This window comes from Brucella pseudogrignonensis (assembly GCF_031454375.1).
Taxonomy (GTDB): domain Bacteria; phylum Pseudomonadota; class Alphaproteobacteria; order Rhizobiales; family Rhizobiaceae; genus Brucella; species Brucella pseudogrignonensis_A.
The window spans coordinates 19169-37324 of the sequence record NZ_JAVDQT010000014.1; the positions used below are offsets into that span (position 1 = coordinate 19169).

Consider the following 18156-nt stretch of genomic DNA (forward strand, 5'->3'; position numbering starts at 1 on the left):
TGCAATGCATATGCTCGCCAATAAAAGATCGCTGACTTTTAAATGTCGGATTGCAGTCTGCGGGGTCGAGCAGCCCATTGTGAGATTTTCCTCCGCCTCTGAAACTCTCTCCATTCCCGGAAAAAAGGTTCTAGGACAACATATGCAAACTGTTGCCAAGGTTGAGCAAGCTGCGCTTGCGGCTCTTCAAAAAGCTGGAATACCGCGCAATCATTCAGAAATTCAGACGTCTTTGCTCCTGGACGCCGAGATGAGGGGAGTGCCATCCCACGGTCTTCTTCGGCTGCCGCGCGTTGTTGAGCGCGTGTTGAATGGTGTGACCGATCCTCTCGCCAAAGGTATTCATAACTGGCGTGGTGAAGCGTTTCTCGAGGTGGACGGCCAGCATGGTTTAGGTCCTGTTGTGGCTATGTCTGCGCTCGACGCAGCAAGCCAGCGTCTAAAGTCAGCAGGTTCGTGTGTGGTTGCTATCAGGAACTGTGATCACCTGGGGATGCTTGCTTGGTACGCAGAAAACCTGGCTCGTCAGGGCAAGATCTTGCTCGGAATGACAATCAGCGAAGCTTTGGTACATCCCTGGGGAGGACGGCGTGCCATGATTGGCACCAATCCATTGACAATCGGGGTGCCCGCCGAACCTGAACCATTTGTTTTCGATATGGCAACCAGTTTGGTGTCAATGGGCAAGATCCATGACCATGCCAATCGAGCCGCTCCGATCCCAGCCGGTTGGGCGTTGGATGCGGAAGGTTTGCCTACTACCGATGCTGAAAAGGCAAAGGCGGGGTCCATAGCACCCTTTGGCGGTGCAAAAGGATATGGCCTCGGATTGGCATTTGAAGTGCTGGTTGCGGCTCTGACTGGCTCATCGCTTGGAACTGCCGTTCGTGGGACACTCGATTCTACACATCCTTGCAATAAGGGTGATCTATTTATCGTCATGGAGCCGGCATCGGGCATGACAAGCATCATTTCAGATTACTTGAATGCACTGCGCGATACGCCTCCATCTGACCCAGAAAACCCGGTTCGTGTTCCTGGTGACCGCTCTGTAAAATCCCGCATCCGCGCTGAGAAGGAAGGGCTGAACATCGCACCAGAAGTGTGGGAGCGTATCCAGCACCTTGCTCAGACTGATCGGACGCCAGCTAATTAAGGAGATAAGTTTCATGCAGTTTGAGTATGGCGTCACACGCGCGCCGCAGCGTTTGGTTTTTGGTGCAGGTCAGCGCCGCGCACTTGGACGGTTGGCAGCAGATATTGGTCAGCGGGCTCTATTGTGTACAGATGCCCGAATTGGCGCGCTTCCACTTCTTCAGGAGGTGATAGAGGATCTGAAGGCCCACGGCATCGATGTAAAGGTCTTTGCCGAGACTGAACCAGAACTGCCTTTGGAGGGCGTTACAAATTGTGCGCAACGCTATCGGGATTTCAAGCCAGATATGGTGATTGGTTTGGGTGGCGGAAGCTGCCTTGATCTTGCAAAGTTGGTCAGCCTGATCCTCACGCATCCGGGGTCACTATCGGATTATTATGGTGAATTCAAAGTGCCGGGTCCTGTTTGTCCTGTGATTGCAGTTCCGACGACTGCGGGCACAGGATCAGAAGCCACGCCTGTTGCTGTTCTTGCAGATCCGCAGAGAGTTATGAAAGTTGGCATTTCCAGCCCATATCTCATTCCACATACGTCAATTTGTGACCCTGAACTTACGCTGACATGCCCGAAAGGTTTGACCGCTATTTCGGGTGCTGACGCTCTCGCGCATGCTATTGAAGCCTTTGCAGCTGTTCGGCGTGAACCAAACAGTGACTTGGCATGCAGTCGTGTTTTTGTTGGGAAAAATTCACTATCTGATTTTTACGCCCTGGAAGCGATCAAGCTCATTTTTGCTCATCTGCAAACTGCCGTTGATAACGGCGATGACATTGAAGCACGTTCTGCAGTGATGCTGGGTTCGACCTTCGCCGGACTGGCATTTGGTAGTGCAGGAACGGCAGCAGCCCATGCAATCCAATACCCGATTGGCGCTGAAACGCATACCGCACATGGTCTGGGTGTTGGCATTCTCCTTCCTTATACAATGCGTTTTAATACGCCAGTGGCTGCGGCTGATTATGCGAAAATAGCGCGATCCATCGGTGTGGCAACGGACAGTCAAACGGATGAGCACGCAGCAGGGCTTTGCATTGATGCGCTATTTGCACTTTTTGCGCGTGTCGGCATGCCTGCAACTATCAATGAAATCGGCGTCACAGATGCCAAACTCGACCAGATTGCTGAGTTGTCGATGAACGCTGCTCGTCTGATTGAGAACAACCCGCGTGTTCTTTCCCCCGACGCGATTAAATCCATTCTTGTTGACGCTATGGCAAGCTAACAAAACGATCTCACTGAGGAAATCTAGTATGAACATCCAACAAAAATGGCCGACTGATCTGTTCATTGGTGGCGAATGGAAAGCTGGTAGTCGCGATAATCGGATCGATGTTTTTAATCCGTCCGACAACTCTGTTCTCGGTTCTGTTGCCGATGCTTCCCCTGAAGACGCTTTAAGCGCTGTCGATGCAGCAGCAGTTGCTGCGGGCGGATGGGCCGCCACGCCTGCGCGCCAGCGCTCGGAAATTTTGCGCAATTGTTTTCAGCTGATGATGCGCGACAGTGAAAAGCTCGCACGGCTTATTTCGCTTGAAAACGGTAAGGCACTCAAAGATGCGCGTGGCGAAGTTGCATATGCTGCTGAATTTTTCCGGTGGTTTGCGGAAGAGGCTGTACGCGGCCATGGGGATCTCGGAACCGCTCCTTCGGGCGCTAACCGGATCCTCGTGAATTATCAGCCAATTGGCGTTTCGTTGCTTATTACGCCCTGGAATTTTCCTGCAGCTATGGCAACGCGCAAAATCGCTCCAGCTCTTGCTGCGGGTTGCACTTGCGTTCTCAAACCCGCGACCGAAACACCGCTGACCGCCTATGCAGTTGCGGCTATCCTTGCTGAGGCAGGAGTGCCCGCTGGTGTTGTGAACGTCATTACATCCTCGACAACAAGCAAGGTTGTTAATGCAATGCTTGATGATCCACGCGTGAGGAAATTGTCGTTTACGGGATCAACCGAAGTCGGACGTGTGCTATTGCGTAAAGCTGCCGACCAGGTCATCCACTCCTCAATGGAATTGGGTGGAAATGCTCCGTTTGTCGTTTTTGATGATGCTGATCTTGATGCAGCAATCGAAGGCGCAATGATTGCTAAAATGCGCAATGGTGGTGAAGCTTGTACCGCAGCAAATCGTATCTATGTCCAGCGTGGGATTGCTGAGACTTTTACTGCCCGGCTGACCGAACGAATGGCCGCATTAAAGGTTGGGGCAGGGGTTGAGGAGACGACGGATTGTGGTCCATTGGTGAATGCCGCCGCCGTTAAGAAGGTTGCGGAACTGGTGGATGATGCTGTTGCCAAAGGTGCACGCATTACCTGCGGTGGAAAGGCTCTGGAGAAAGAAGGGCACTTCTACCTGCCGACTGTTCTTGCAGATGTTCCCGATACTGCGGACCTGGCATCAGAAGAAATCTTTGGACCTGTTGCACCGATCTATATTTTCGACACCGAAGAAGAAGCAATCCAGCGCTCTAACAATACCGAGTATGGTCTGGTTGCCTATGTCTATACGCGTGATCTGGCGCGCGGTCTGCGGGTTTCCGAAAAGATCGAGGCTGGTATGCTGGCTCTCAATCGCGGGCTCGTCTCCGATCCGGCAGCACCTTTTGGTGGCGTGAAGCAGAGCGGCCTTGGGCGCGAAGGGGCACATCATGGCATGCTGGAATTCATGGAAGCAAAGTACATCGCGACCAATTGGTAAGATTGTCGAAACAGGATAAAAACCATGACGAACTATAAAATTGCGACAATCGCCGGTGACGGTATTGGTCCAGAAATCACTGACGCGACTATCAAAGTGCTCAAGGCTGCCGTTGGTGAAAGCATGCTTGATTTTCAGATGTTCAATGGTGGTTCAAACCACTATCTGAAAACAGGCGAAGTGTTGCCGGACGATACCTATCAGGGCTGCCGTTCGGCAGATGCTATCTTGCATGGTGCAGCCGGATTACCAGGTGTCGTCTATCCGGATGGTACCGAGGTCGGAAACGATTTGCATCTGCGACTACGATTCAAACTGGACCTCTATGCAAATGTTAGACCGGTCAAGCTTTTGCCTGGCGTGCTGTCACCACTTCGTGCTTTTGATGGTGGTGGAATAGACTATGTGATCATTCGCGAAAACACCGAAGGACTTTATGCAAGCCGTGGTGCAGGAGTTGTTCTGCGCGATGAGTTTGCATCAGACAGTCTCGTGATTACCCGCAAGGGGACAGAGCGCGTGGCGAAATTTGCTTTCGAACTCGCGAAGAAACGCAATGGTGCGCCGCGTGACGGAAAATCGCGTGTCACCGTCTGTGATAAAGCCAATATTCTTAGAAGCTATGCGTTTTTCCGGAAGGTTTGTGACGACGTCCACTCAGGCTATCAGGACGTTGAAATCGACTATGCTTATGCCGATGCGATTACGGTGCATATGGTTAAAAAGCCGGATTTTTACGATGTGATTGTCGCAGAAAATATGTTCGGCGACATCATTTCTGATCTTGGTGCGGCGACAGTCGGTGGAATGGGCATTTCGCCTTCGGGCGAGATCGGTGACACATACGCACTCTTCCAAGGTGCACACGGATCTGCACCCGATATTGCTGGTCAAAATATAGCTAGCCCTGTCGCGACCGTTCTTTCGGCAGTGATGATGCTGCGCTGGCTTGGTGACAAAAAGGGCGACCAACGACTTATGGAATCTGCAGACCGTATCGAAAGTGCCGTTGGCCGTGTGCTTGCTGCCGGCCAAACTGTTCCAACGGATCTCGGCGGAACTGCAAAATGTAGCGAAATGGCAGACGCAATCTGTCGCGCATTGGCCTAAGGAGAAGAGAGATGACCAACAAGAAAGTCGGTATTATCGGCGTTGGCCTGATGGGTCACGGTATTGCTCTGAACGTGGTTACAAAAGGCTGGTCCTTGGGGTTCCTTGATCATCCGGGAAACCAGCCTGTTGATGATCTTCTCGAAGGCGGTGCCCTTAAATTTGCGAGTAAACAGGACCTGGCTGAGCAGAGTGACATCATCATTCTGTGTGTGAGTGGAACTCCCCAGGTGGAAGACGTTCTTCTCGGTGATACCGGAATATTGAAGGCAATTAAGCCGGGTACGATCATCATCGATTGTTCCACCGCCATTCCATCATCGACTACACGAATTGCGCAACTGGCTGAAGCAGCAGGTGGTCGTTTCATCGACTCTCCCATGACAAGGACGCCGCTGGAAGCAGCTCAGGGCAGGTTGAATCTTCTGGTTGGAGCCGATGACGAGCTGTTTGCCACGATCCGCCCATTGCTGGAAACCTTTGCCGAGAACATTTTCCATGCGGGCAATGTTGGATCGGGACACAAGCTGAAGCTCCTTCATAATTATGTGTCGCTCGGTATGGTGACATTGCTGGGGGAAGCCGCAGCCTGTGCAAAGCTGGGGGGTATTTCTCCTGAAATCTTTACAGAAGTTTTGGCGAAAGGTGGCGGTTACGGAGCCGCTTTTGATCGCGTCAGCCCATTTGTACTCAATGGTGACAATTCGAAAATGAAGTTCTTTGTTTCAAATGCGTACAAGGATCTCAGTTATTACATGCAAATGGCAGAGGATGTTTCAGCAGAGCGCAGCACTGCAAACGGTGTGACAACTGCCCTTCAGACATTGCTCGATGCTGGGTTTGGCAGCGATTTTCTGTCAGAGACTCCGAAGCTGTTCGAGAATGTTTCTGCTGCGACAGAGACTGTACGTTGATCGTTATTTTAAGCGGCACAAGTCGCTGAATAATATGAACTGTCGGGTCGGGTCTTTTTGACTCTAAAACCCGGCTGGTACGGCGAAAATCTGGAAATCATTATTCGGACAAACGGTGAGACACCTTTGGCCGAAGCTGCTGCGTTATGTCAAAAAAAGGCGTGGATACGCATGTTCCGGATCGAAATGAGAAATGACATCTATTCACTTTTGGGAGGAACTAAAGTGCAGGAACAGTTAGATAGGTCTGTCGTTACGACAGATATTGAAAGAAGCGCAATTCGAAAAATTTGCTGGCGGCTGGTACCGTTCCTTGCGCTTATGTCGTTAATTAACTTTCTTGATCGTACAGCAATTTCCTTTGCTGGTCCAAATGGCATGACAGATGACCTGGGGCTTACGGCAGCTCAATTTGGTTTTGCAGCCGGTATTTTCTTCGTCGGTTATATTATCTTAGAAATTCCAAGCAATCTGGCGTTACAACGTGTTGGTGCTCGTCGTTGGCTGGCGCGTATCATGGTTACTTGGGGTATTGTCTCGCTTTTGTTTACATGGGTCAGCTCTGTTGAAGGGCTGTATTGGTTGCGCTTCTTGCTTGGTGTGGCAGAGGCGGGCTTTTTCCCAGGTGCAATTCTCTACCTGAGCACCTGGGTTCCAGCAACGCATCGTGCAAAAATCTTAGCACTCTTCTATGTTGCACAGCCGTTTTCAACCGTTGTCGGTGCGCCTTTTGCATCCTGGCTTATTGATGCGCATGGCCTGTTCGGTCTTGAGGGCTGGCGCGTTATGTTTATGGGTGTTTCTATACCTGCTATCATTGTTGGTGTCGTGACCTGGTTCTATCTTCCGGACGGCCCAAATGATGCTAAGTGGCTGACCAGTGACGAAAAGAAATGGCTCTTGAACGCAGTTTCGCGTGAAGAAAAAGCCAAGTCCCACAGCCATAGCGCAAGCGCAGTTTTTGACGCTCTTCGCAATGGTCGTGTTTGGCTGCTTTCGGCTGTCTATTTCGGTCTTGTGTACGGCCTTTATTCGCTTGGCTTCTTCTTGCCGACGATTATTGCCGGCTTTGAGGCCAAGTTTGCGACGAAGTTCGACGTGATGCAGAAAGGTCTGATTATCGCGATACCTTATCTTGGTGCATCCATTGGTCTGTATCTCTGGAGCATGGATGCAACGCGTCGCGGTGTCCGAACCTGGCATATCGGTATACCAGCACTCGTAGGTGCATTGAGCATTCCTGTTGCACTGCTAATGTCATCGCCGGAAGCAACCATTGCAGTTGTGACCATTACAGCGATCTCGATTTTTGCGGCTCTACCAACTTTCTGGTCTCTTCCAACCCGCTTTCTATCTGGTGCGGGCGCTGCGGCCGGGATTGCTCTCATAAATTCGATAGGCAATGTCGCAGGCTTTTCCGCGCCATACATCACTGGATGGGTGAAGGATATGACAGGAAATTATGAAATGCCAATGTTCATCGTTGGTGGGGTCATGTTGATGTCAGCGATTATTGTAATGGCAATCACTTCAAAAGTGCAGCCTGTTCCACCGACGGCAGCCTCAAAGGCATAATGGCGATAAGCCACTAAACCCGACGCAAAAGCGTCGGGTTTATTCTTGACTGGCACTCTGGAAATAGAGCCGCGTCTTCCCGCTAAGGTGTGGATCTGACTTCCGTAGATTGCCTATTTTGCATTGGTGCAATAGCTCTGAGAGCAGTTTCCACTGGGCGACAAATGCTACGTCCTCGCTCTCGGGCAGTGTCACCCGAGAAAAACCTGGCAAGCATGGAATTTTAGATATTGAATGCGATATTCAGTTTCTAAACGAGCGCTTTTGCCATGATCTCAACTAAAATATCCTCATCGGCTAACCGCGCTTCAACGGTTGCTCGTGCAGGAAGGGCTGAGGGATCAACCCAGGATTTCCACGCCTCGTTCATATCGTCAAAATGATCGATATTTTTTAGCCAGACATTTACGCTCACGAGCTTCGATTTATTAGTTCCTGCTTTATCAAGATAGCCGTCAATCTGATTGAGAATATCGAGTGTCTGAGCCTTAACGTCGCCACTTCGATCTTTGGGGGTAAGGCCAGAAAGAAAAGCAAAGCCATTGGCGACGAGTACCTTGCTCAGGACGTCGGTTTCATGAAATCGAGTAATCATAGTAACACCTGCTGTTGAGTGGTTGTTGCAGTTTTTCATATGAATTGGTGGAAAGACCTTTTAACGGGTGCCAACCTTCAATCCGAGAACGCGGGGCAATGCGGCAAGCGCACGTGCATGTAACTGAGGAGCGCCGTTTGTATCTTCGGCATCTTCCTTCGAAATGATGCCCCAACGAATGGCTCGCCCACCGAGAAACCGAAAGGGCTCCACAGGGAACGTCGGCCGATCTCGAGTGCAAAACGGTAAATTGGCCCAGTAGTCTTTCTGTTTGAGCACTAAAGAAGCCAGACATTGCCCTCCAATATAAGTGGGGTTAACTCCATGGCCGGAATATCCGCACGCATAATGAACCCGGGTACCAGGAATTGTGCCAAAATAGGGAAGACGGTCAGACGCCACATCGATCGGCCCGCCCCAGATACTTTCCATCGGCACATTCCGGAAATTCGGTAAAAGTCTGCCTTTTCCATGCAATACTCTGAGTGCTGTACCTTTGTCCGTGTAGAGCGAAGGAGACGTTGTGTTAGCTCCAAACGCTATCGGCCCAGAGCCAGATCCCATCAGAATGCGATTATCAGGAGTTTTACGAAAATAATGCACGAACATTCGTGCATCCGTTAGGCTTTGATCTCCGGCCCATCCAGATTGACTTATCGCTTCGGGTGCGGAGGCTGTCATGCCTGCGTAACTTGAAAAGAGCGTCACATAGGGAGAAACTTCCTTGAGGCGCGTGAGTTCAGTATTGGTCGCTAATACCACCTCTTTTGCAAGCAGCTTGCCGGAGGGCGTTATAATGCAATTTGGAGATGAACGTTTCAGCTCGAGCATTGGTGTGTTTTCAAAAACGCGTATACCGAGGCTGAGTGCATGTTCTCTGAGCTCGCGAACCAAACGGCCGGGATGAATAGTGGCCCCTTCAGGATAGTATATGCCCCGGCTAAAAGCAGTGTTCTTGCAAATTGCTTGAACTTCTTTTTCGTTTAACAATCTTGCGGAATCGGGGTAGCCGAGACCTTCTGCCGCCAATGCTGCGTCCTCAACGGTATTAAGTTGCGCCGCTGATGCTGCAACCATGACCGATCCCGCTTCACGCCACCAGAGATCGCTTAATGCATTGCGGGCATATTCACGCAATGCATTCTGTGCTCGGGTTCCAGCTTGAGCAATCTCAACAGCTACACCCGCACCCAACCGTGCTGCAACTGATGGCAATGCCCCCCAGTAGCCGCCGACCAGACCACCGTTCTTTCCACTGGCACCGGCACCGCAAATTTTTGCCTCAATTAAGCTAACCTTTAGCGCGGGCTGCCGTTGTTTAAGAGCAAGCGCAGTCCACAGACCAGTGAAACCACCTCCGACTATCGCTACGTCGACATCTATCTCGCTCTTCAACGGTGCACAGGTAGGCGTATCAGAACTTCGATGAGCCAGAGCTTCCGACAGCCACCACGATTGATCATCAATCTGCGGATTTCTTATTCCGTCTGTTTTGTACATTGCAATCGGGCCCAAGATATCGCTGTGATGCGGTTTTCAAAAGTCATATGAGGTCGTGGCAGACCGTCGGAATTTCGATAATTCTCGTTCATTTATGCCTAGTGAGGTGCCAGATCTGCGCCAAACCATTTCAAGGAGAGTTTACTGAGTGTACCGTCAGCGATGAGTGTGCTGAGTGCAGAATTGTAGCTCGTACGTAAACTATAATCGTCTTTTCGCATTGCAGCCGCGACTCCTGGCCCAAGTAAGCCGCCGCTAAAGATCGGCCCAGCCGTGGTGAAGCTATGCAGAGCAGGCTTCTCTAAGGCAGATTTAGCGACAGTTACTGTTGCAAATACGCCGTCGACCCGACCTGAACTGAGATCAAGATCATGCGCCTGAGTAGTTTTGTACTCACGAATGTCGGATGACCCGGAAAAATATTCGTCTAGAAGGGTCGTGTTGGTAGTTGAACCCTGAACACCTATGACTTTTCCATTGAGGAGTGGCTTTAACGTCGCGATAACATCGTCCAGAGCCTTGTTCTTGTTATCCAGGTTTATTAGCACACCCTTTTCAGGGAGTTTTGAAAGCTCATTCTGTTCAGATGTAATGAAAGTAGAGGAAGTTGGCATATAGATATCGGAGAATGCCACAACTTCTTTGCGTTTTTCGGTGATGCTCATTGCTGACATGATGACATCGATTTTGCCGCCATTCAAAGATGGGATCATTCCATCCCAATCTTGGGCGACGATTTCACATCGATCTTCCAGCCGGCTACAAATTTCTTTTGCAAGATCAACTTCGAAGCCGTCAAGTTGCCCATTAGGCTTGGTGATGCTCCATGGCGCGTATGCACCTTCCGTTGCTATCCTGATGGTTCTTTCCTGAGAAAAGGCGTCAGATGTAGATCCGATATTTACAGTGAGAAGCGTTGTTAGTGCCGCTACAATTACTTTCATGATGTTCCTCCCGAACAATGCCTACTTCTCGGGTAGACAATTGGTAACGAGGAACTTAGATGAACAATAAAGTACTTTAAATCTCTATCTTCACCCATTAAGGTGAATAAAAATTCACCTTAATGGGATTAGTTATGTCGCACATGTCGTTTCCAGGTTCAGTGCAAAGTGCTGATCTGCGTCTTGTGAGAGTATTCATGGCGGTAGTGGAAGCTGGTGGATTTAGCGTCGCTGAGGGTCGACTTGGCATCAGTCGTTCCGCGATCAGCAAACATATGGCTGACCTTGAAGCTCGCTTGGGATTAAAGCTCTGCCTTCGTGGTCGCGCTGGTTTTGAATTAACTGAGAGTGGAAAGGAAGTTTATGAAGCTGCTGAAAAGCTTTTTCAGTCAATTGATGACTTTAAGGCGAAGATAAATCGACTTCACTCTGAACTCAGAGGCAGCATACACATAGGTGTAGTTGATAACACAATATCAGACAGCGCAAATCCGCTCATATCAGCAATACGCAGAATCTCGGTTCAGTCCCCACAGGTTGAGATCAGTATCTCAATTATGTCTTCTTCAACCATGGAAACCGCATTGCTTGAAGATAAGATTCACATTGGAATGAATACGCGCCGGCACGTCAAGCGAGAACAGCTCTTTTACAAAGAGATGTATACCGAAGTCAGTAAATTGTATTGCGGTAAAGGGCATCCATTATATTCTCGGCAAAAGCCGGATAACAGTGTTCTCAGTGAACAGCGTTTTGTGTCCCCAAGTCCATTTGAGTTGGATCGCCTAAAAGAAGTGCTCGGTGAGGGCATCAATATTACTTCAGCTGTGGCGCGCAATGTCGAGGGTACGGCGATGTTTCTGCTCACGGGTCAGTACCTGGGCTTTCTGCCTGACCATATAGCTTACAGTTTTGAAGCGGCTGACAAAATACGTTCCATCTCGGCTGATTTATTCACCATTCATACACCGATGGAGATAATCTATAAGTTGCGAAGAGACTCTGATCCAATTTTAGAATGCTTTTTAAATGAGCTTTTTGACTAAATTAATTAGCTGATTAGCCCCCCCGTTTAGAAATAAAGTTGAAGATCCTCTCTGCCACCGAGTGGAATTTTAATTTATAGTAAAAGCTATATGAAAGCGCACCAAGCACGCTGAATTATTACAAAAATATTTAAGAGTGCTATTGACTGGCGATCTGAATCACAAAATTGCTTCAGTTACTGAAGTATTGCCAATAAGAAAATTGGTCTGGTGTTATTGGCTTTATTGGAGGGAAATTATCGATCCAATATTGTCTAAAGGCTTCGGCAACCCGTGGAGAAATTTCCGCGCGAAGAAGGGAGACTTGCCAATGACCAAACCAACATTCAACGGTAGTGATGTGCGATTTTCGGCGGAAATTAAAATCCGTGCTCTGGGGCCAGCAGATAAAACACACTGGAAAAAACTCTATCGAGCCTATGCCGCTTTCTACAAGGTACCCATGAGTGACGATATACTTGATCGCACATGGGCCTGGTTGCAAGACGCAACGCATCCATTGGAAGGGCTGGTGGCTCAATCAGGCGAAAGCATTATCGGTTTTGCCCACTACTGGCCTCAACCAAGGCCTTTGCAAGGCCAATATGCTGGGTTTCTTGATGACCTTTTTGTCGATCCATCTCACCGCAGTCGCGGTGTTGGGCGTATGCTTATTGGGGCGCTCAGCGATATTGCAAGCATGCGCGGCTGGACGATGCTGAGTTGGGTGACTGCGCAGGACAATGTAACTGCGCGTCGTCTTTATGACGACATTGCAAAAGCAGCCAACTGGGTTACGTACGAGCGTTCGTTTTGATGATCTTGCAGCCTGTGGCGTTAACAGGCTGCAGGCTTTTACACATAGCTAGAGCTTTTTGGGTTTAACTACATTTCGCTGACGGAATGACCTTGAGTGTGTGGAATATCTTTTCAAGTTTCCTCACCGCGATCTCAAGTTCTATCGGCGTATAAGCTGCGAAGCCGAGTAGAAACCCCGGTTTGGATTCACCTGTGGCGTGGAGTGCTGACAGCCCCAGCAACTCAATTTCAGAACGACGAGCCGCTTCCAAAACCTTTTGCTCGGAGATGTCGCATGTCAATAGGCACGGCATTTGTAAGCCCCCTATGGGAATGCGCGGCTCAATAAAACCCGAAAGATGTTTGCGAACCAATCTGCTCAATATTTCAAGGCGCTGGGCATAGATACCGCGCATGGTGCGAATATAGGCGCCGAAATGTCCGCCTTCTATAAAACGGGCAAGCGTATATTGTGAAATGGATGCGGTATGGCCATCAAGAAGCGTGCGGGCCGTGGTCATTGGTTTGACCAGCTGTTCGGGCAACACAACATAACCCATCCGTAATCCCGGAAAGAGTGATTTGGTAAAAGTGCCGATATATATGGTTCTATGATGCTGATCGAGGCCTTGCATGCAGGCTGTGGGTTTGCCCGCATAATGAAACTCACTGTCGTAATCATCCTCTATAATCCATCCCCGATGACGTTTTGCCCATTCAATCAATGCAAGCCGGCGGTCCAGGGCCAAGGTTGCACCCGTCGGGAATTGATGTGATGGTGTGAGGAAGACAGCGCGTGCTGAATTGGGATCATTGATGATAAGCTCGATATTTATGCCTTGTTGATCCAGCGCAATGGGTACGCAATTCAACCCGGCAGCATCAAATGCCTTGCGGGCTCCATAATAGGCCGGGTCTTCGATATAAATGCGCTCACCCGGATCAAACAGCACATTCGCGCACAATGTTAGGGCTTGTTGCGACGACGTGAGTATCAGCACACGCTCGGCAGTGGCACGTGCCCCGCGTTCGAGATTTATATAGTCCGCAATTGCCTGTCGTAGTTGTTCAACCCCTTGCGGGTCTCCATGCAAAAGTGTTTGCGGCCCGATCTCTTTGAGAACTTGTCTTTGTAAACGCTCCCAAAGTGCAAGTGGGAAATTTCGTGTGTCGGGGATACCGGGGGCGAAAGGGCGCGGTGTCAAAGTCTCGCGCACACCGCCGCTCTGGAACAACGCGTTGCCACGTTTGCTGAGTTCGGGCGATTGATCTTTTGGTTTAGGAGAGCGTTTCGTCAGTCGACGACCGACAGAAAGCTCGGCAATTTGCGAGACGAAACTACCGCTGCCGACGCGACGCTCGATGAAACCTTCTGCATGAAGCTGCGCATAGGCGGCTTCGACCGTATCGCGAGAAACGCCCAGTGATTGTGAGAGCGCGCGTGAGGCCGGAAGTGGTTTGCCACGACTGAGTGCACCATCCACGATCAATTGCCGGATCGCACGTTGAATGCGCGCATGAAGTGGCATGGCAGAGTGGGCAGGGTGATTAAGCCATGCTTTTACGGATTCGAGTTGTGAATGCCTAAACAATTGGATGGTATCTCATGCGATAATTGGCAGGGCATATCAGACCATTGAGCGCCTAAAAGTCAAGCCAGTCTATCGCTTGAATATGCTTTTCCGGAGAAGCCCGAACATGTCCTGCACCTCTTCTCGCACGCTTACCAGAATAAATGATATCATCCACCCTGTTGTTGCAGGTTTGATTTCAGTCATCGTCAATTATGGCGGTACGTTCATTCTCGTTTTTCAGGCGGCCCGTGTTGCCAATCTTAGCCCCGAACTAACCGCGTCTTGGGTTTGGTCGATTTCGATCGGCGTCGGGCTTTCTGGTTTGCTGCTGAGCTGGCGTTATCGTGAACCAATTATCACGGCATGGTCCACACCGGCCGCAGCATTCCTCGTCACAGCTCTCGCCACGACATCCTATGCGGAAGCAATTGGTGCATACATGATCTCAGCTATTGCCTTCGTGGTTCTCGGCCTCACGGGATACTTTGAAAAAGTTATCCGGCTGATACCTCCGGGCATAGCTTCGGGGTTGCTTGCAGGCATCTTGTTACAGTTCGGAATAGGTGCTTTCAGCAGTGTGAGCGTCGATCCCGTTTTAGTGGGTACGCTGATCGCTGCCTATGTCGTTTTAAAGCGTGTTTCCGCACGATATGCAGTCATTGGCATCTTGTTGATTGGGTTTTTTCTGCTGCTGATGCAGGGTCGTGTCGATCTGTCTGATCTGGAATTGAAACTGGCCGCTCCCGTTTTTACCATGCCAGAGTTTAGCCTGAACGCCACGCTCAGTATCGCACTGCCGTTGTTTTTGATCACACTAACAGGTCAATATATGCCCGGCATGTTGGTGCTGCGGAATGATGGGTTCCAGACCAGTGCAAATCCCATCGTAACGCTCACGGGCCTGGGTTCACTCATAATGGCACCGTTTGGCTCTCATGCATTCAACATTGCAGCTATTACTGCTGCCATTGCTACCGGACGGGAAGCGCACGAAGATCCGTCGAAACGCTGGATTGCCGGTATTGCTGCGGGTTGTTTTTATATTCTGGTAGGGGTGTTTGGGGTAACACTCGCAGCAGTGTTTATGGCATTCCCGGCGACGTTTATTACCACGCTTGCTGGGCTTGCTTTGCTTGGTGCAATTGGGGGAAGCCTTGCTGGTGCGATGGCAGATGCTCGTTCGAGAGAGGCAGCACTTATTACCTTTCTGGCGTCTGCTGCGAATATCAGCCTGCTCGGTATTGGCGGAGCATTCTGGGGGCTGGTGATTGGCCTTGTTGCGTCAATTGTGCTGAACGGACAGTTTCAGCGAAAATCTGATGCGTAGAAATTGCGTAAATATACCAATGAAAGCAGTAAGTTATTTGGAAGCCACCAGGTTTCGAGACGACTCGACATAAAGATTTGGATCGATGAGAGTCCAAATAGCATATCTTAAGAGCAGGGTTATTTTCTGATTTGACTGCGGAGCTCATTGTGTTAACGCGGTCATTCAAAAATTAAAGTAAAAGCAGGAAATATGAGCCAAATTTCAGTCGCCGATTTAGTTTTCATTATTCTCCCAATCGTATTTGCGATGATCGTTGCTTTCCTTGTAACCTTCCGCCTGCTACGCAAAGAATTTTATTGGTTGGTGATTCCGTTCGCACTCATTGCGGCAATCGCTTTATTGCTTACTGACTAAAAGCGTTCTATTTCAAAATTTCCTTGAATCTGTTGAGTTTAGAGTTTGGCTTTTGAATCACTGAGTAGGTTGACACATTATTAGTTCTGATTTCGATAAGTCGGTCATTCTGCTCGCGGCAATCAATATCTAAACTCATAAACCTACCTATCAGATCGCGCGAACATCTCTCTGAAAGCCGCAAGGATGCTGGCCGAGTTGTGATGCACGTACAACAGCATTAACTAGCAACTCATAAGGCAATGAATTAAATGAAACGAATGCAACCGATTAACCCCGCCGAGAAAAAATAGTCCGAATATTTCCCAGGCAGTGCGCGTAAAGAGCGGAGATTCAATTTTCCTCTCCGGTCATCGTCCTAATCGATTGGCATTGCTACGATCACGTGATCGTCAGGGTAAAGAAAATAGCTTGATCAGTAGGCAAGAATAAAGGATGTCAGGCCGCCAATTCGCCGTGCTTTTAGCTCCATAGCCTGATAACAGCTAATCGATACGTAGGCCCTTTTCGAAACGGAGACTGTTTTGAGAGGAGCCGCTGAAAACTAAAAAGTTATTAAGAAAAACGCTCACGGTTGGCCTTCTTTGGGAGTGTCATTGAGCATAACGCTCCTCCCGATATTTTGTTGCTTAATTCAAGCCGCCCCCCATGAGCCACGACAATAGCTTGAACAACCGAGAGCCCTAGCCCAGTTCCTCCTGTAATCCGTGATCTTGATTCTTCTCCGCGCCAAAATGGTGAGATTTCAGTAAAACTCATGTCGCTAGGGAATCCGGATCCGTTATCACATATTTGGACTGCCAATAAATCATCCGAAATATCAACTACGGAACACCGTAAAGTCGTTCCTTGCCCAGCATATCGACAAGTATTTTCGATAATTGCGAGGAAGGCCTGTTTTATTCTTTGGGCATCAACGAAGGCCAAAATGGGCATCAGATCCAATTCTACTTTTATTAAGCTTTCATTCAACATTGGCTTGGTAGAGATCAATACATCGCTAATCAATTCCGATAGATCCGTCATTTGGCAATGCATCACAAGCTTTTGGCCTATTGCAAGCGATAGTGTACGGAGATCTTCAACGATCCGTGAAAGCCCGTCTATTTGAAGAACAAGACCACCTAAAGCCTCCTTTTCCATTGGGAATACGCCGTCTATCATGCCCTGAATTGTACCTCGTAAAATTGTAAGAGGCGTACGCAACTCATGAGCTACTGCCATATTATTAAAACTTAACCTATTTTCCATTTGTTGTAGGCTAAAGGCCAAATCGTTAAAGCTATCAACCAGGCTCAAGACCTCTAATGGGCCATGATCAGGACCCAGTTGTTGAATTGAGAAATCTCCTGACCTCAAGGCTTCCGCGGTCTTGGTGAGTTGTTGTAGTGGCTGAGTAATTCTTCGTGTTAAATAGATCCCAATCACACTGCAAAGAAGCGCAGATAGCAAACCCGAAACTAAAACTGACAAATAAATGCTCGAATCTAACGGCTCTGATAAACTGCTGAGTTGTTCAAGAAGAACTTTCAATCCGGCGTTTTCAGGAACGATACCCGCATTAATATCGTTGTATGCTTTTGCAGCGTCAACGGGTAGCGTTTTTAGTAGAGCCTCTTCAAGATATGAAGAATACCAATTAACGCCGAGGAAAGCTAATCCCACGCTTAATAGCAACATTACAGCGATAATGATTGCAACCTGCGTAGCAAGTGAAAGAACAGGAACTCTCATTTCGGATCGCAGAAGCGATAGCCTATGCCCCTAACGGCAGTAAAAAAACCAAATTGTTCTTGTTTTTCGAATTTGCGCCTAAGATTTGATATATGAGTATCGACAGTACGGTATAGAGCGTCACTTTCGGGCAAGCAGGCATCAAGAATGTCACTGCGTTCATAAGCATGTGTTGGTCGTCTGATCATGTAAGCAAGAATACGAAACTCGCTCAGAGTTAATGGAAGCACCACGCGTTGTTCGTCTTGATGAACAAACACAGAGTATGCTTTAAAGTCGACCTCAATGTTGCCAACACGAAGGATCTCAGCCGTTTGTGATCCTTTGAAACGACGAAGTACAGCTTTTACGCGGGCGACAACTTCCAGAGGATTAAATGGCTTAGAGATATAGTCATCGGCACCCAGACGTAAACCGCTTAGTCTGTCCAAATCCTCTGTCAATGCAGTTAACATTATCACAGGCGTATTCGATATTTGTCTCAATCTGGAAAGAACGGCAAAGCCGTCTAGCTTTGGTAGTCTTGCATCAAGTAATACGAGATCAGGTGAGAGTGCATTATGATGTTGAAGCGCCGTTTGACCATCCATTGCACGGACTGTACGAAAACCCTCTCGCTCTAAATAAGCGTTCAAAATCTCTGCAATCTTGGGCTCATCTTCTACGACTAGAATGAGGCTATTATCCAATTTGGACTCCAAATGAAGGCATTAGGGACTTGAACCCAATGTATTTTAAGCGGACTTTTACAACAGAAAAAATTAAGTTCAATGTCCGGCGTTGATGGAGCTAGATTTGCACCTGCCAATTGACGAAAGGCACACTGTTTCTCCATCAAATCTTGACATTAA

The 18156-nt window shown here is 48.9% G+C and carries 16 protein-coding genes; 10 read left to right on the top strand and 6 right to left on the bottom strand.

Features of this window, described 5'->3' with window-relative positions:
- Positions 1-142 precede the first annotated feature (142 nt).
- The 6 genes from J2782_RS21860 (at position 143) to J2782_RS21885 (ending at position 7451) form a co-directional block, all read left to right on the top strand.
- Positions 143-1156, top strand: a complete 1014-nt coding sequence (locus J2782_RS21860; RefSeq protein ID WP_310016161.1) for an Ldh family oxidoreductase — start codon at positions 143-145, stop codon at positions 1154-1156.
- A 13-nt stretch (positions 1157-1169) separates the two neighbouring features.
- Positions 1170-2378, top strand: a complete 1209-nt coding sequence (locus J2782_RS21865) for an iron-containing alcohol dehydrogenase (protein WP_310016162.1) — start codon at positions 1170-1172, stop codon at positions 2376-2378.
- A 28-nt stretch (positions 2379-2406) separates the two neighbouring features.
- On the top strand, positions 2407-3852 hold the full coding sequence (locus J2782_RS21870; RefSeq protein ID WP_310016163.1) for an NAD-dependent succinate-semialdehyde dehydrogenase: 1446 nt from the start codon (positions 2407-2409) through the stop codon (positions 3850-3852).
- A 24-nt stretch (positions 3853-3876) separates the two neighbouring features.
- Entirely contained in the window at positions 3877-4962 is a 1086-nt protein-coding gene (locus tag J2782_RS21875; protein ID WP_310016164.1) for an isocitrate/isopropylmalate dehydrogenase family protein, read from the top strand.
- A gap of 11 nt (positions 4963-4973) precedes the next feature.
- A complete protein-coding gene (locus J2782_RS21880) occupies positions 4974-5876 on the top strand; it encodes an NAD(P)-dependent oxidoreductase (protein ID WP_310016165.1) in 903 nt (300 codons plus the stop codon).
- A gap of 225 nt (positions 5877-6101) precedes the next feature.
- Positions 6102-7451 (top strand): MFS transporter, encoded by a 1350-nt coding sequence (locus J2782_RS21885; protein ID WP_310016166.1) that lies wholly within the window; start codon positions 6102-6104, stop codon positions 7449-7451.
- A gap of 250 nt (positions 7452-7701) precedes the next feature.
- Here J2782_RS21885 and J2782_RS21890 read toward each other — a convergent pair whose 3' ends face one another.
- The 3 genes from J2782_RS21890 to J2782_RS21900 all read right to left on the bottom strand — a co-directional run bounded on the left by J2782_RS21890 (position 7702) and on the right by J2782_RS21900 (position 10490).
- Complete coding sequence (locus J2782_RS21890; protein WP_310016167.1) at positions 7702-8046, bottom strand: RidA family protein; 345 nt, start codon at positions 8044-8046, stop codon at positions 7702-7704.
- 60 nt (positions 8047-8106) lie between these two features.
- The gene (locus J2782_RS21895; RefSeq protein ID WP_310016168.1) at positions 8107-9546 is read right to left on the bottom strand and encodes an NAD(P)/FAD-dependent oxidoreductase; all 1440 of its coding nucleotides are present in this window, start codon (positions 9544-9546) and stop codon (positions 8107-8109) included.
- A 98-nt stretch (positions 9547-9644) separates the two neighbouring features.
- On the bottom strand, positions 9645-10490 hold the full coding sequence (locus J2782_RS21900) for a transporter substrate-binding domain-containing protein (RefSeq protein ID WP_310016169.1): 846 nt from the start codon (positions 10488-10490) through the stop codon (positions 9645-9647).
- Between the two features lie 143 nt (positions 10491-10633).
- On the opposite strand from J2782_RS21900, the gene J2782_RS21905 reads away from it, so the two are divergent.
- Both J2782_RS21905 and J2782_RS21910 read left to right on the top strand, forming a co-directional pair.
- Positions 10634-11536, top strand: a complete 903-nt coding sequence (locus tag J2782_RS21905; protein WP_310016221.1) for a LysR family transcriptional regulator — start codon at positions 10634-10636, stop codon at positions 11534-11536.
- Between the two features lie 142 nt (positions 11537-11678).
- On the top strand, positions 11679-12332 hold the full coding sequence (locus tag J2782_RS21910; protein ID WP_310016170.1) for a GNAT family N-acetyltransferase: 654 nt from the start codon (positions 11679-11681) through the stop codon (positions 12330-12332).
- 64 nt (positions 12333-12396) lie between these two features.
- On the opposite strand, the gene pdxR is transcribed toward J2782_RS21910, so the two are convergent.
- Positions 12397-13905 (bottom strand): MocR-like pyridoxine biosynthesis transcription factor PdxR, encoded by a 1509-nt coding sequence (gene pdxR, locus J2782_RS21915; RefSeq protein ID WP_310016171.1) that lies wholly within the window; start codon positions 13903-13905, stop codon positions 12397-12399.
- Between the two features lie 106 nt (positions 13906-14011).
- Between pdxR and J2782_RS21920 the strand changes: the two genes are divergently transcribed.
- Together J2782_RS21920 and J2782_RS21925 are read left to right on the top strand one after the other, a co-directional pair.
- Positions 14012-15214: a benzoate/H(+) symporter BenE family transporter gene (locus J2782_RS21920; RefSeq protein ID WP_310016172.1), complete on the top strand. Its 1203-nt coding sequence runs from the start codon at positions 14012-14014 to the stop codon at positions 15212-15214.
- A gap of 192 nt (positions 15215-15406) precedes the next feature.
- The gene (locus J2782_RS21925) at positions 15407-15571 is read left to right on the top strand and encodes a hypothetical protein (RefSeq protein ID WP_310016173.1); all 165 of its coding nucleotides are present in this window, start codon (positions 15407-15409) and stop codon (positions 15569-15571) included.
- A 555-nt stretch (positions 15572-16126) separates the two neighbouring features.
- Here J2782_RS21925 and J2782_RS21930 read toward each other — a convergent pair.
- Both J2782_RS21930 and J2782_RS21935 read right to left on the bottom strand, forming a co-directional pair.
- Positions 16127-17305 (bottom strand): ATP-binding protein, encoded by a 1179-nt coding sequence (locus J2782_RS21930; protein WP_310016174.1) that lies wholly within the window; start codon positions 17303-17305, stop codon positions 16127-16129.
- Positions 17302-17994, bottom strand: coding sequence for a response regulator (locus tag J2782_RS21935; RefSeq protein WP_310016175.1), 693 nt, complete (start codon positions 17992-17994; stop codon positions 17302-17304). Before J2782_RS21935 ends, J2782_RS21930 begins: the two co-directional genes overlap by 4 nt.
- Positions 17995-18156 lie beyond the last annotated feature (162 nt).